We start from the raw sequence: 13,559 nt of genomic DNA, 5'->3' as shown, positions 1-13,559 counted from the left end.
TCTTCGGCGACCACGGAAGACGGCTGAGGGGGATCGATGGACGAGCGGAGACCGAGGGTGCCGCGGCCGGGCGGACCGAACCGAAGCACCAGCCAAGATTCAGGACCGGGGCAGACCGGCGAGCACACGCTGGTGCGGTTGGCGCGCCGCGGAATCGGCCTTCTGCCGGGCACCGGCGGCTTTCGGTACCGGTGGCGGCACCGGTTCGCACTGGGCGTCCGATCCGGTGCCCTCGGTGCGCTTCGGCAGCGTGCCGCTCGCGAGGTAGGCGGCCACTTTGTCGTCCACGCACGCCACGCCGGAGAGGGAGCCGGCGTGGGTCGTTCCACCGGGCGCGCTGATCAGACTCGATCGGGGGAACATTCCGCGCACCTCGAGGCTGCCCGCATAGGGCGTGGCCGCGTCCAGTTCCTCGCTGATGAGCAGGATGCCGCCGACCTTCCCGCCATCTACGTGCACCGGCCGCGCGGCCTTCGCGGGCCAGTCGGCGCAGGGCGCGTTGAACCAGGTGTTACCCCACGTCTCGAACGGCGCACGCAGATGAGTCCGCCAGGCGTCGAAGCGCCAGCGGTTCCAGTTGCGCGGCCAAGGCGCGTCGGTGCACTCCACCGACGCGTACACGGCGTAGCTGTTGTCGTCGCCGGGTGGATTCGTCTGGTCGTAGAGGTCCTTGAGCGGTTTCCAGTCACCGCGGTGCACCCAGCCGTCGAAGGCCTCGGCCATCTCCTCCCAGCCGAACACGTAGTAGCCGGCCTGCAGGAACACGTCGGTCCACTCGTCGCCGCCGATCACACCTCCGGCCGCCGAACGGTCGAGCCGTGCCCGCTGCTCGTACCAGAGCTTCTCCACCTCGGTTTCGGTCCCGCCGAGATGGTAGAGGTCGTCGTACTTCGCGAGCCAGGAGAAGTACTCCTTGATCGCGCGGTCGAAGGCCACCTCCTGGTCGAGGTTGCTCCGGTACCAGACCTTGCGCGGATCCACGTTGCCGTCGAGCACCATGCGCCGCACGTGGTCCGGGTAGAGCGTGCTGTAGACCTGGCCGAGGTAGGTGCCGTAGGAGAAGCCGTAGTAGTTGATCCGGGTCTCGCCGAGCGCCTTGCGCAGGCTTTCCAGGTCCTGGGCGACGTCGGTGGTCTTCACGTGGTCGAGGATCGCACCGTTCCCGGCGCAGGCGTCGGCATAGCCCTTCGCCTTCGCCCGCCACGCCTGCTCGGCTCCCGGGACGGAAGGCACGTACTGCGGCCGGTCATAGGAGGCGTACCCGCCATCGCACGTGATCGCCGGTTCACTGGCGCCGACCCCGCGCGGGTCGAAGCCGATCCAGTCGTAGCCGTCACCGGCGTGGTCCGGCACGGACCGGCCGAGCGTCGAGAGGCCGAGACCCGACCCACCCGGACCGCCGGGGTTGACCAGCATCACACCCTGGTACTGCGCGGCCGTGTGCTTGACCCGCGATACGGCGATGCGCACCGTCTCTCCGCCAGGCCGGGCATAGTCCAGGGGAACCACCAGGAAGCCGCATTCGGCACCCGCGCCGGCGAGCCGGCCCGAGGTGCACGGTCCCCAGTCGATCGGCGCCGGCGCGTAACCCGCCGCGTCGGCCGATGCCGCGTCGGCAGGTGGGGCCAGCATCGCGGCCCCGACAGCCGTTGCGGCGAGAACAGCGGCGATTCTCCTCACGGGGGTCCTTTTCGTCCGAGGGCGGCCAGCATCCGGCGGAGCTCCCCGCGACCGAGCACGATCGTCCTTTCCGGTGCGGGGTGCGCCGTCCCCCGTTCACGGGGAGACGGCGTAACGGAGGTGATCACGAATGACCGCGGACAGCAAGTTGGTCGCCGCCGTCCGAAGTGGACTGGCCGAGCTGGCGGACGCGGACCGCGCTCCGGCCATGCAGGCCTACATGAAGTCGGAAATGCCGTTTCGCGGCGTACCGAAGCCGCTGCGCGCGATCCTCACGAGGGCGGTGTTCGCCAAGCATCCTTTGCCGGATCGGGTGAGCTTCATCGCGACCGTCCTCGAGTTGTGGCGGGAGGCCGGCTATCGCGAGGAGCGGTACGCCGCGATCGCGCTGTGCGGGGAGCGCGCGTATCGGCAGTGGCAGGATCCCGGCCTGCTGCCGATGTACGACGAGCTGATCGTCAGCGGGGCATGGTGGGACTACGTCGACGAGCTGGCGATCCGCAGGGTCGGTCCGATCCTGCGGGCGTATCGGGCCGAAGCCACGCCGGTCGTCCGGCGTTGGGCCCTCGACACGGACCGCTGGCGCCGGCGGGCCGCGGTGATCTGCCAGGTCGGCGCCAAGCACGAGATCGATCACGAGCTGCTCACAACCGTGCTCGAGGCGAACGCCGAAGATCCCGATTTCTTCCTGCGCAAGGGAATCGGGTGGGCGTTGCGAGACCACGCCCGGGTCGCACCCGAGTGGGTCCGGACGTTCGTCCGCACCCATCCCGCGTTGTCGGCACTGTCGACCCGGGAGGCGCTGAAGCACCTCGGCTGATCCAGTGGCTCGCCCCCGTGAGCACCACCTGGTGCGGCGGTGCACAGGGGCGGCACCGGTCAGGCGCGCAACGTCGCGCCGAAGCGATCGCCTGCGGCGGCGACGGCCTCGTCACGGGCCTTGGTGGCCTCGTCGACGGTCAGCGTGCGGTCCGGAGCCCGGAAGCGGAGCTTGTACGCGAGCGAGCGCTTCCCTTCGCCGAGCTGCTCACCGGTGTAGACGTCGAAGAGAGTGATCTCCTCGAGCAAGTTCCCGGCGCCCTCGCGGAGCACGTCGGCGAGGTCGGCCGACGGCACGTCCGAGCCCGCGACGAGCGCAACGTCCAGCAGCACCGGCGGGTAGGCCGAGATACTGGGCGCCGGGCGCGAGTCGGGCAGCGGGATGGCGTCGAGATCGAGTTCCATGGCGACCGTCCGGGGTGGCAGGCCCAGTGCCTCGACCACCTTCGGGTGCAGCTCGCCGGCGTGCCCGACCGGCCAGTCCCCCACCCGCAGCTGCGCGCAGCGGCCGGGGTGCCACGGCAGGAGATCCGCCGCCTGCACCGTCAGCGGCATTCCCGCGGCCTCGGCCACCAGCCGGGCGGCCTGCACCGCGTCGGCCCAGCCGGCCTGCTCGCCCTTGCCCCACCAGCCGGTACGGGTGTGCTGACCGGAAAGAACCACCGCAACGTGCTCCGGCTGCGCCGGCACCGCTTCCTCGAGCACGGCGAGCTCCTCGTCGCTCGGCCGGTGCTCGACTCCGAGGTCGGGCACGCTGAGCTGGTTCGGCTTCGGCAGCACCACCTGGCCGACGTGGAACAGCGACACGTCCTTGATCCCCCGGGAGACGTTGCGCTGCACCGTCTCCAGCAGGCCGGGCAGCAGAGTGCTGGCCATCCGGTCGTGATCGGCCTCGAGCGGATTGCGTACCCGCACCGTCGAGCGGCGCACGTCGTCGGCGGGCAGACCGAAGGCGTCCCACACCGTTTCGCTCACGAACGGGAACGGCAGCACCTCCACGTAGCCCGCTTCCGCAAGCGCGCGCGACACGGCGCGGCGGCGGCGCTGGGTGTCGGTGAGGCCCCGGCCGGCAGGCGCGGCGGGCAGCACCGACGGGATGCTGTCGTAGCCCTCGAGCCGCAGCACCTCCTCGACGAGGTCGGCGGGCTGCACCAGGTCGGCCCGCCAGCTCGGCGGTACCGCGGTGACCACCGAGACCCCTTCGTCGGTGGTCCGCACCTGGAGCTTGCAGCCGATCTGGCCGAGGCGGCGCACGGTGACGCCACGCTCGTAACGCACGCCGGCGATCTGGTCGGGCAGGTTGATCGGCATGGTGACCGCTTCGTGCGCAGCGACCTCGCCCACGTCGGTGCGGCCGGGCTGAATCGCGCCTTCGCCGTACTGGCGCAGAAGCCGCGCGGCCAGTTCGACCGCGGCCGCGCACAGCGCCGGGTCGGTGAACCGCTCGAATCGCTTCGCCGCTTCGGAGAACAGCTTGTGCCGGCGCGCGGTGCGGCTGATCGACGCCGGGTTCCAGTGCGCGGCCTCGAGCAGCACGTCCGTGCTTTCCGGAGTGATCTCCGTGCTCGCGCCGCCCATCGTGCCGGCGAGCGAGATCACGCCGCTGTCGTCGGCGATCACGATGTCGTCGGTGTCCAGCGCGCGCTCGGCGTCGTCGAGGGTGGTGAGCTTCTCCCCCGCGTTCGCCCGGCGGACCACGAGTTCGCCCTGGACGGAGCCGGTCGCGAACGCGTGCAGCGGATGCCCGAGCTCCAGCATCACGTAGTTGGTGACGTCGACCGCGAGCGAGATGGACCGGATTCCGGCCAGCATCAGGCGGCGGCGCATCCACCACGGCGTCGGCGCGGTCGCGTCGAGTCCGGTGACCCGGCGCAGCACGAACCGCGGGCAGCCCTCCGGATCCTCGACCCGCACCGGCCACGCGTCGCCCTCGGCGGCCGGCACCTCCAGCGAGGCCGGGTCGCCGAAGGCCACGTCGAGCGCGTTGGACAGCTCGCGGGCCAGGCCGCGGACGGACAGCGCGTAGCCGCGATCCGGCGTCGGCGTGACCTCGATGACGTGGTCGTCGAGACCGAGCAGCTCGCGGGCGTCGTCGCCGGGGCTCGCGGCGCCCGGGGGAAGCACGAGGATGCCGGTGTGGTCGTCGCCGAGGCCCAGCTCCTTGGCCGAGCAGATCATCCCGTCGCTGACCTTGCCGTAGGTCGTGCGCGAGGCGATCGCGAAGTCACCCGGCAGCACGGCACCGGGAAGCGCGACCGCGACGAGGTCGCCCTCGGCGAAGTTGCGCGCGCCGCACACGATGCCGCGGGTCTTGATGCCGTGCGGGCCCTCGTTCTCGATCCGGCCGTCCTGGGCCTGGTCGCCGTCCTCGTCGTCCTCGTCGTCCTCTTCGGACTCCGCCGGCTCCTCGGGTGCGGGATCAGGCTCCTCGCCGACCTCGACGCGGCAGAACCGCACCGGCTTCTTGAAGCCGGTCAGCTCCTCGATCTCGGCCACCCGCCCGACCACGAGCGGGCCGGTGACCGGGCCGAGCTCGCTCAGCTCGTCGACCTCGATCCCGATCCGCACGAACGCGTCCGCCAGGTCCTGGGGCGTGACCTCGGCATCCACGTCGAGATGCTCGGTCAGCCAGCTCACCGGGACTCGCACTACGCCTCCGTTCCGAAGGGAAGGGTGAACCGCACGTCGCCCTCGACCATGTCGCGCATGTCCGGGATGCCGTTGCGGAACTGCAGGGTCCGCTCGACGCCCATGCCGAACGCGAAACCCGAGTACACGCCGGGATCGACGCCGCAGGCGCGCAGCACGTTCGGGTTGACCATGCCGCAGCCGCCCCATTCGACCCAGCCGGCGCCGCCGCGCTTCTCCTCGAACCACACGTCCACCTCGGCGGAGGGTTCGGTGAACGGGAAGAAGTGCGGGCGCAGCCGGGTCCGGGAACGCTCGCCGAACATCGCGCGGGCGAAGGCGTCCAGGGTTCCCTTCAAGTGCGCCATGGTCAGGCCCTTGTCCACCGCGAGGCCCTCGACCTGGGTGAACACCGGGGTGTGCGTGGAGTCCAGCTCGTCGGTGCGGTACGTCCGGCCGGGGCACACCACGTACACCGGCAGGTCACGGTGCAGCAGGCTGCGGGCCTGCACCGGCGAGGTGTGCGTGCGCAGCACCAGACCGGAGTCCTCCTCGCCGACGTAGAAGGTGTCCTGCAGCTGGCGCGCCGGGTGGTCCTTGCCGAAGTTCAACGCGTCGAAGTTGAACCATTCTGCCTCGAGCTCCGGGCCTTCGGCGATCTCGTAACCCATGCCGACGAAGACGTCGCCGATCCGCTCGCACAGGGTGCTGATCGGATGCCGGGCGCCACGCGGGACGCGGTCCCACGGCAGCGTCACGTCCACGGTCTCCTCGCGGAGCACCCGCTCGTCACGCTCGGCCTGCAGCGCCACGCGGCGCTGGTCGAAAGCGGACTGCACGGCCTGACGCGCCTCGTTGACCCGTTTGCCGGCGTCGGCCTTCTCCTGCTTGGGCAGCGCGCCGATCTCCCGGCGGGCGAGCAGCAGTGGTGACTGGTCGCCGAGATGGGCCGGCTTGACGGCGGCGAGCGCGTCCAGGTCTGCCGCGCCGGCGAAGGCCTCCTCGGCCGCCTTGATCGCCGCACGCAGGGTCTCCGGTGCGAGCACGTCGACCGGCTTTTCTGTGGCTCCGGACATGACTCCTCGGCGTCCGCTGGGACTGGTCTGGTCGGCGGCACGCGGGCAGGCCGCCACACGTGCTCATCGGGCAGCTCAGTCTAGTGGATCGGCCGCCGGCCCCGGCCGGTCACCCTCCGCTTCCGCAGCGGCCGCACCGGCTCGACTTCGTCGCCGGCGCTGACCGACGTGGGTCAACGCCCCCGGCGACCCAGCCGGCAGTAAGCACATCGGGTGACTGCTGCGCCTGGTGTCGGGCTGGGCGTGTCAGCCGTGGTGCGACCCGCACGGGGGCAGGACGGCCGCGTCGCAGGCGCGGACTGCGCTCGCCCGGACCGCGCCGGTCCCAGCCCAGCCGTTCTCGGTCGGCAGACGCTGTTGCGGGGCACGCTGAAGAGACCGGGCACGTCGTCGAGGCGAGGATGTCAGCGGTGAGTGGCCATCGCGGTGGTGTAGACGCACACGGCGGCCGCGGTGGCCAGGTTGAGGCTTTCCGCCTTGCCGTACAACGGGATTCGCACCGACTCGTCGGCTGCGGCCAGGACGTCGACGGGAAGGCCGTGGGCCTCGTTGCCGAAGAGCCAGGCCACCGGCGTGGTGAAGCGCAGGGCTTCCAGCGAAGTCGTGGCATAGCCGGAGGCGGCGAAGGTGCGCAAGCCGGCTGCGCGCAGGGCAGTGAGCGCAGCGGGCACGTCGCGGGTCCGGGCCAGCGGGATGTGGAAGATGCTGCCTGCCGCGGATCGGACACTCTTGCCATTGTGCGGGTCCACTGTGTCGCCCGCCAGCAGGACCGCGTCGGCGCCGGCGGCGTCGGCTACGCGGATCACGGTGCCCGCGTTGCCGGGTTCGGACACGTCCACGAGGACCACCACCAGACGGGCCGCGGCGAGCACTGTCTCCAGTGGACGGTCGACCACCGTGCACACCGCCACGATCCCTTGGGGCGTCACGGTTTCCGAGAGACCGGCCGCGGCGCGGTCGGTGATCGGGGACACCGGCACGGCAAGATCGGCGGCGGCGGTGAGCAGCACGGGGTGGGCGGCCGCGGCTCGTTCGGTGGCGAAGAGCTCGTGCACCGTGCCGTGGGCCAGTGCGGACTCGACGGCGTTCGCGCCTTCGGCCAGGAAACGGCCGGTCTTCTCACGTTCCGCGCGCCGGATCAGCTTGCGCGCAGCAACGACCCGGGGGGTCCGTTCGGTGAACGGGACCGCCCCGGGCCGGAAGAGACTGCCGGTCAGGCCGACTTCGCTTCGCCGGTGTTGACGTTCGCCTTGGCGAGCTCGGCGAGCGCGGTGAAGGCGGCGGCGTCGTTGACCGCGAGGTCCGCGAGGATCTTGCGGTCCACCTCGACACCCGCGGCCTTGATGCCCTGGATGAACCGGTTGTAGGTCACGCCGTTGGCACGAGCGGCCGCGTTGATCCGGGTGATCCACAGCTGGCGGAAGTCACCCTTGCGCGCGCGGCGGTCGCGGTAGGCGTAGTTGAGCGAGTGGAGCGTCTGCTCCTTGGCCTTGCGGTACAGCCGCGAGCGCTGGCCGCGGTAGCCGCTGGCCAGGTCGAGAGTCGCGCGACGCTTCTTCTGGGCGTTGACCGCCCGCTTGACGCGTGCCACTGGTCCATCCTGTCGGGTTCGGGGGGTGCGGTGACCCCGGAGTGGTCGGGAAAGTGTGCGGGGAGAAGCTCAGCGGCCGAGCAGGCGCTTGACGCGGCCGACGTCGTTCTGGGCGACCTCGGTGGTGCCCTCGAGACGGCGGGTGACGCGGCTGGACTTCTTCTCCATCAGGTGGCGGCGGCCGGCCTTCTGGCGGCGCAGCTTGCCCGAGCCGGTCACGCGGACCCGCTTCGACGTGCCGCTGTGCGTCTTCATCTTCGGCATGGTTGTCCCTCTTCCGTGCGGCGGCACACCGGTGCCCCGGTGTGCCGCTGACTGTGCTGGTCGGCGCCGGCCTCAGGCCTCGGGCGCCGTTTCGGCCTTGGCCGCCTTCGGCTTCACGTTCTTGTGCGGCGCCAGCACCATGATCATGTTGCGGCCGTCCTGCTTCGGGGACGACTCCACGAAACCGAGCTCGGTGACGTCGTCGGCGAGCTTCTGCAGCAGCCGGTATCCGAGTTCGGGCCGCGACTGCTCACGCCCGCGGAACATGATCGTGACCTTGACCTTGTTGCCGGCCGCCAGGAACCGCGACACGTGACCCTTCTTGGTCTCGTAGTCGTGCTGGTCGATCTTCGGACGCAGCTTCTGTTCCTTGATGACGGTGAGGTGCTGGTTGCGGCGCGAGTCACGGGCCTTCTGCGCACTCTCGTACTTGAACTTGCCGAAGTCCATGAGCTTGGCCACCGGCGGGCGCGCCTGCGGGGCCACCTCGACGAGGTCGAGGTCCGCTTCCTGGGCAAGCCGCAGCGCATCCTCGATCCGGACGATGCCGACCTGCTCGCCGTTGGGACCGACGAGCCGGACTTCCGGCACCCGGATGCGTTCGTTGATGCGTGTATCGGAGCTGATGGGGCCTCCTTGGTCCGAGTGACTTCTTCTCGTTTCGACCTGGTGCCCACAAGACTGAGGCCCCGGCGCCGGCTGCTGCCGGTGCACGGGGCCCGCTCTGTCTCCGATCGCCGGGACGGGAGGATGCCATTACCGCATCCGACCACCTCGGCGAGACCGGACCCGGCCACCTCAGGCGGCGGCGCGGGTGGGAGCGGGGCTCCACTTGCCGCCCCCGATCGCTCGGGGGCTGGTCGCTCGTGGAAGGGTACCAGACGTGTCAGAACAACCTTCTTCACCGCCCCCGTATTCCCCGGACGACCGCAGCCTGGAGGACATTCCGAGCGTCGAGGTGATCAGCCGCGCGGCCGTGATGCTGCTGTCCGCGGGCGCCGAACGGCTCGGCCTGGCCGACGCCGACCCGGAACGCTCGCCGCACCGCGACCTCGACGAGGCCCGCCGCCTCATCACCGCGCTCGCCGGGCTGGTCACCGCGTCGGCAGAATACCTGGGCCTGCACGCCGGCCCGTTGCGCGACGGGTTGCAGTCGCTGCAGAAGGCGTTCCGGGAAGCGTCCGCGGTCCCCGACCCGCCGGGCCAGGGGCCGGGCGAGAAGTACACCGGGCCGGTCTACTGAGGGACCGCTTCCGAGGCAGAGGTGGACGGCCGGGACGGGCGAAGGCGCACGCCGCGGACGGCGCCGGGCTGAATCGCCGGGCACTGGGACGGTGTTCGCCCAGTGAGCGACACACGAGTCCGCGGCGGCACCCGGGCCCGGGTGCCGCCGGGCGACATCCCTGACGGGCCATCGAGAATTCCGCCGCGAGGCACGGCCCGGCGGAAGTCATCGAGAAGCCGGGCGACACAGCGCCGTCGCAGTCATCGAGAAGCCGGGCGACAGAGCGCGAGACACCGGCCCGATAGAGCTTGCCGGACGGCAGTGCTCACATCTAACATGTTAGATGTGAGCACCCTCCCCCGCGTGTCCCGGTCGCTGCTGCGGGATGCGGCGTACGAGCGGATCCGGCACGCGATCATCGACGGCAGCCTGGCGCCGGGCGCTCCGTTGCGGGACGCGGACCTCGCCGAGGAGCTGGGGCTTTCCCGGGCGCCGGTACGGCAGGCGCTGCTGCGGCTGGCCGAGGACGGGCTCGTCGTCTCCAAGCCGCAGAGCTACACGCGGGTCGCCGAGTTCGACGCCGACGACGTGCGGGACGCGGTGCGGCTGGTGCGCGCGCTGCACGAACTCGCCGTGCGGGAGGCGCTCCCCCGGCTCGGGCCGGCGCAGATCGCCGCGATGCGTGCGGCGAACGAGCGGTTCGCCGCCGCGGTCGGGAGCGGGGATGTCGGCGCCGCCATCGAGGCGGACGACGAACTGCACGACGTACCCGTGCGCGCGTGCGGCAATCGCGCGGTCGCCGCGACGCTCGGGCGGTACACACCGTTGCTGCGGCGGCTCGAATACGCGCGGTTCAGCTCGTTGCCCGCGCAGCGTTCGGTCAAGCGGCACAACGAGCTCGTCGCGGCACTCGAGGCCGGCGACGGCGCCACCGCCGCCCGGGTCACCTCGACCATCTGGACCGATCTCGAAGCACTCCTGGAGGATTCGTGAGCCTGGCCGACTTCCCGCGTTTCCCGCTGCTCGTCGGGCCGTCCCCGGTGCACCGCCTGGAACGGCTGACCGGGCAGCTCGGCGGCGCCGCCCTGTGGGCCAAACGCGAGGACCTCAACTCGGGACTCGCCTTCGGCGGCAACAAGACCCGCAAACTCGAGTACCTGGTCGCGGACGCGCTCGCGCACGGCGCCGACACCCTCGTGTCCATCGGCGGTGTGCAGTCCAACCACACCCGCCAGGTCGCGGCGGCCGCGGCCCGCGCCGGCCTGAAAGCCGTGCTGGTGCAGGAAAGCTGGGTCGATTGGCACGATCCGCTGCACGACCGGGTCGGCAACATCCAGCTCTCGCGGATGCTCGGCGCGGACGTGCGGCTGGTCGACGCCGGCTTCGGCATCGGGTTCAAGGAAAGCTGGGAGCAGGCGCTGGCGGAGGTGGAAGCCGGCGGCGGACGGCCGTACGCGATCCCGGCTGGCGCCTCGGACCACCGGCTCGGCGGGCTCGGCTTCGCGAACTGGATCCTGGAACTCGAGGCACAGGAACGGGAACTCGGCGTCTTCTTCGACACGGTCGTGGTCTGCTCGGTCACCGGCAGCACCCAGGCCGGGATGCTGGCCGGGGTCGCGGTGAGCGGGCGGCCACGGCGGATCATCGGCATCGACGCCTCGGCGAAACCGGCCGAGACCCGGGCCCAGATCGGCCGGATCGCCCAGCACACCGCGGATCTGCTGGGCGCAGGGCAGATCGGGAACGTCGTGCTGGACGAGCGCTACCACGCGGGTGTCTACGGCATCCCGGACGAGCGGACGCTCGCGGCGATCCGGACCGCCGCGCACTGCGAGGCGATGATCACCGACCCGGTGTACGAGGGGAAGTCGATGGCCGGCCTGATCGATCTGGTGCGGCGCAAGGAGATCCCGGCCGAGTCGAACGTGTTGTACGCGCACCTGGGCGGGCAGCCCGCGATCAACGCCTACACGAGCGTGCTCGGCTGACCACCCAGCCGCGCGGAGAAGTCCGCGGATACCGCCCGGCCGGCGCAGGTGCACCGGCCGGGCAGCCCGGTCAGTCCAGGACCGCGAGGACGTCGATCTCCACCAGCAGACCCGCGGGCAGGCCGACGTACACCGTGGTGCGGGCGGGCTGCGGGGCGTCGCCGATGAGCTCGTCGTAGACCTCGTTGAACGGCGCGAAGTGGCCGGTGTCGGTGAGGTACACGCGCACCATCACCGCGTCCGCCCAGCTCGCGCCCGCTTCGGTGAGGATCGCCTCGATGTTCTTGAACGCCTGGCGGGTCTGGCCCGCCACGTCCTCGCCGACCACCGCACCGCTGGCCGGGTCGAACGCGACCTGGCCGGCCACCTGCAGGATGTTTCCCTTGCGGACGGCTTGCGAGAACTTCGCCGGCGGCTGCGGCGCGTTCCGCGTGCTGAAGGCCGTCTTGCCCATCATTGCCCCTTTCCGTTCCCCGTCCATCCACTGTGGACGGATGCTTCCCCGGTGGCCGCCAGCAGCTCGGGGGCGAGTGCCAGCAGGCCGTCGTGGTCGAGCAGGACCTTCGGCACCGACATCGACGCCGCGGCCAGCACCTCGCCCCCGGCGCCGCGTACCGGCGCCGCGATGCAGTGGATGAAGTCCTCGTGCTCGGCATTGTCCACGGCGTACCCACGCGCCAGCACCTGCTCGAGCTCCGCCAGGTAGGCCTCGGGCGTGACGATCGTATTCGGTGTCATGCTGGGATAATCCATCCCGTGCGCGATCTCCCGGCGCTGCGCCGGAGGCATGGCGGCGACGAGCACCTTGCCGACCGCGGTGCAGTGCAATGGCGCGCGTTTGCCGATGCGCGAATACATCCGCACCGAGTGGTGACCTTCGTACTTGTCGATGTACACGACCTCGCCGTCTTCGTAAGACGCGAGATGCACCGTGTGTCCCGTCCGCACGTTCAGGGCAGCCAGAGCCTCGTGTGAACTCCGGCGTACGTCCCGGTCCTCCAGCGCCTGGCTGGCGAGGTCGAACAGGGCGCTCCCGAGCCGGTAATGCCGCGCGCCTTCGCGTCGTACGAAATGGTGCGACTCCAGTGTGCGCAGCAGGCGCAGCACCGTCGTCTTGTGGACGCCGATCTCCTCGGCCAGTTCGTCGAGGGTCCGTGCGCCCCGGGCGAGACCGCTGAGCACGGTCAACGCGCGATCCAGGCTTTGGCTCACGTGACCAGCACCCCTTCCCCGGTCAACCGTGCGGCGCCCCAGCCCTCGGCGTCCGCGGTCAACAGCGCCGTGATCACCGGCTGCGGCAGCGGAACGCCGACGTCGTCCTGGGTCAGCAGCGTCGCGGCGGCCTGGAGGTGGCCGCGGCGCAGCCGGGTACGCGGATCCGCGCCCTGCAGCGTGGCGGCCAGGAATCCGGCGGCGAACGCGTCTCCGGCACCGACCGGCTCGACCACGTCGACCCGCAGCGCCGGCGCGAAGAGCGGTTCCTCGTCGCCTTCGGCCAGCGTCGCACCGTGCTCGCCGTGCTTGACCACGAGCGTATGCGGACCAGGCAGGAGTTCCCGCAGCCGCAGCGCGTCGCCGGTTCCCCACACCCGCTCGGCTTCGTCGTCGCCGGTGAGCACGATGTCCGCACGCCCGGCCAGTTCACGAAGCATCGACAGGTCGCGGCCGGTCCACAACGCCGGACGATGGTTGACATCGAACGACACCAGCAGTTCGTCACGCGGCATGTCCAGCAGCGCGCGCACGAGTGCTTCGCAGCTGTCCGACAGTGCGGGCGTGATACCGGACAGGTGCAGCACCCGTACTCCGGAGAAGTCCAGCTGCCCGATCAGCTCCGGCCCCATCCCGGAGGCGGCCGAACCGGACCGGTAGTAACGCACCGGACTGCCGCTCGCGCCGGATTCCTTGAGGTACAACCCGGTCGGCCGGGCCGGATCCACGACCACCGCGCCGACGTGCACGCCCGCGGCGGCGATCTCGCGCACGATCGCGCGGCCGAACGGATCGTCACCGACCGCGCTGACCCACGCACTGGGCACGCCGAGCGCGGGCAGGTGCGAGGCGACGTTCGACTCGGCTCCGCCGACCGTGCGCAGCCAGGTCCGGACCTCGTCCGGCGGGCCGGGTTCGGCCGGCACGAACAAGGCCATCGACTCGCCGATGCAGAGCACCTCCGGCGCACCGGTCGGACTGGTGGTCACAGCTGCATTCCCCGTTCTTTCACCCCGTTGACCAGTGGCGACCCGGATGCTACACCTATGCAACGCATTTTGCGCAACGTCCGTTGC

At 71.0% G+C, this 13,559-nt stretch carries 14 protein-coding genes; 4 read left to right on the top strand and 10 right to left on the bottom strand.

Going from position 1 to position 13,559, the window contains the following annotated elements; translation table 11 throughout:
• Positions 1–99: 99 nt before the first annotated feature.
• Positions 100–1,632 carry an alpha/beta hydrolase gene (locus tag BJY18_RS02345; RefSeq protein WP_221458362.1) on the bottom strand — a complete coding sequence of 511 codons (1,533 nt, stop codon included), beginning with the start codon at positions 1,630–1,632 and terminating at the stop codon, positions 100–102.
• A gap of 178 nt (positions 1,633–1,810) precedes the next feature.
• Here BJY18_RS02345 and BJY18_RS02340 point away from each other — a divergent pair, with 178 nt between their 5' ends.
• On the top strand, positions 1,811–2,500 hold the full coding sequence (locus BJY18_RS02340; protein WP_184777276.1) for a DNA alkylation repair protein: 690 nt from the start codon (positions 1,811–1,813) through the stop codon (positions 2,498–2,500).
• 59 nt (positions 2,501–2,559) lie between these two features.
• Here BJY18_RS02340 and pheT read toward each other — a convergent pair whose 3' ends face one another.
• The 6 genes from pheT to infC all read right to left on the bottom strand — a co-directional run bounded on the left by pheT (position 2,560) and on the right by infC (position 8,685).
• Positions 2,560–5,148 carry a phenylalanine--tRNA ligase subunit beta gene (gene pheT, locus BJY18_RS02335; protein WP_184777275.1) on the bottom strand — a complete coding sequence of 863 codons (2,589 nt, stop codon included), beginning with the start codon at positions 5,146–5,148 and terminating at the stop codon, positions 2,560–2,562.
• Complete coding sequence (pheS, locus tag BJY18_RS02330; RefSeq protein WP_184777273.1) at positions 5,148–6,203, bottom strand: phenylalanine--tRNA ligase subunit alpha; 1,056 nt, start codon at positions 6,201–6,203, stop codon at positions 5,148–5,150. The genes pheT and pheS overlap by 1 nt, the downstream gene beginning before the upstream one ends.
• 404 nt (positions 6,204–6,607) lie before the next feature.
• Positions 6,608–7,420: a TrmH family RNA methyltransferase gene (locus tag BJY18_RS02325; protein ID WP_184784367.1), complete on the bottom strand. Its 813-nt coding sequence runs from the start codon at positions 7,418–7,420 to the stop codon at positions 6,608–6,610.
• A complete protein-coding gene (gene rplT, locus BJY18_RS02320; protein WP_184777271.1) occupies positions 7,417–7,794 on the bottom strand; it encodes a 50S ribosomal protein L20 in 378 nt (125 codons plus the stop codon). Before rplT ends, BJY18_RS02325 begins: the two co-directional genes overlap by 4 nt.
• A 69-nt stretch (positions 7,795–7,863) precedes the next feature.
• The gene (gene rpmI / locus BJY18_RS02315; RefSeq protein WP_184777269.1) at positions 7,864–8,058 is read right to left on the bottom strand and encodes a 50S ribosomal protein L35; all 195 of its coding nucleotides are present in this window, start codon (positions 8,056–8,058) and stop codon (positions 7,864–7,866) included.
• Between the two features lie 72 nt (positions 8,059–8,130).
• Positions 8,131–8,685: a translation initiation factor IF-3 gene (gene infC / locus BJY18_RS02310; RefSeq protein ID WP_184784366.1), complete on the bottom strand. Its 555-nt coding sequence runs from the start codon at positions 8,683–8,685 to the stop codon at positions 8,131–8,133.
• A 256-nt stretch (positions 8,686–8,941) separates the two neighbouring features.
• Here infC and BJY18_RS02305 point away from each other — a divergent pair, with 256 nt between their 5' ends.
• The 3 genes from BJY18_RS02305 (at position 8,942) to BJY18_RS02295 (ending at position 11,271) form a co-directional block, all read left to right on the top strand.
• Positions 8,942–9,301: a DUF1844 domain-containing protein gene (locus BJY18_RS02305; RefSeq protein WP_184777267.1), complete on the top strand. Its 360-nt coding sequence runs from the start codon at positions 8,942–8,944 to the stop codon at positions 9,299–9,301.
• A gap of 327 nt (positions 9,302–9,628) precedes the next feature.
• The gene (locus tag BJY18_RS02300; protein WP_376774635.1) at positions 9,629–10,276 is read left to right on the top strand and encodes a GntR family transcriptional regulator; all 648 of its coding nucleotides are present in this window, start codon (positions 9,629–9,631) and stop codon (positions 10,274–10,276) included.
• Positions 10,273–11,271, top strand: a complete 999-nt coding sequence (locus BJY18_RS02295) for a 1-aminocyclopropane-1-carboxylate deaminase (protein ID WP_184777263.1) — start codon at positions 10,273–10,275, stop codon at positions 11,269–11,271. Before BJY18_RS02300 ends, BJY18_RS02295 begins: the two co-directional genes overlap by 4 nt.
• 70 nt (positions 11,272–11,341) lie before the next feature.
• Here the strand turns inward: BJY18_RS02295 and BJY18_RS02290 are convergent, their stop codons facing one another.
• Genes BJY18_RS02290 through BJY18_RS02280 form a run of 3 tightly spaced genes read right to left on the bottom strand, consistent with a single transcriptional unit; the run spans position 11,342 to position 13,472 of the window.
• A complete protein-coding gene (locus BJY18_RS02290; protein ID WP_184777261.1) occupies positions 11,342–11,725 on the bottom strand; it encodes a RidA family protein in 384 nt (127 codons plus the stop codon).
• Positions 11,725–12,483, bottom strand: coding sequence for an IclR family transcriptional regulator (locus BJY18_RS02285; protein ID WP_184777259.1), 759 nt, complete (start codon positions 12,481–12,483; stop codon positions 11,725–11,727). Before BJY18_RS02285 ends, BJY18_RS02290 begins: the two co-directional genes overlap by 1 nt.
• Entirely contained in the window at positions 12,480–13,472 is a 993-nt protein-coding gene (locus BJY18_RS02280) for a sugar kinase (protein ID WP_312873708.1), read from the bottom strand. Before BJY18_RS02280 ends, BJY18_RS02285 begins: the two co-directional genes overlap by 4 nt.
• Between the last annotated feature and the right edge of the window lie 87 nt (positions 13,473–13,559).

Source organism: Amycolatopsis jiangsuensis, assembly GCF_014204865.1.
Classification (GTDB): Bacteria; Actinomycetota; Actinomycetes; order Mycobacteriales; family Pseudonocardiaceae; genus Amycolatopsis; species Amycolatopsis jiangsuensis.
This window is presented reverse-complemented; position numbering and strand designations above follow the sequence as displayed.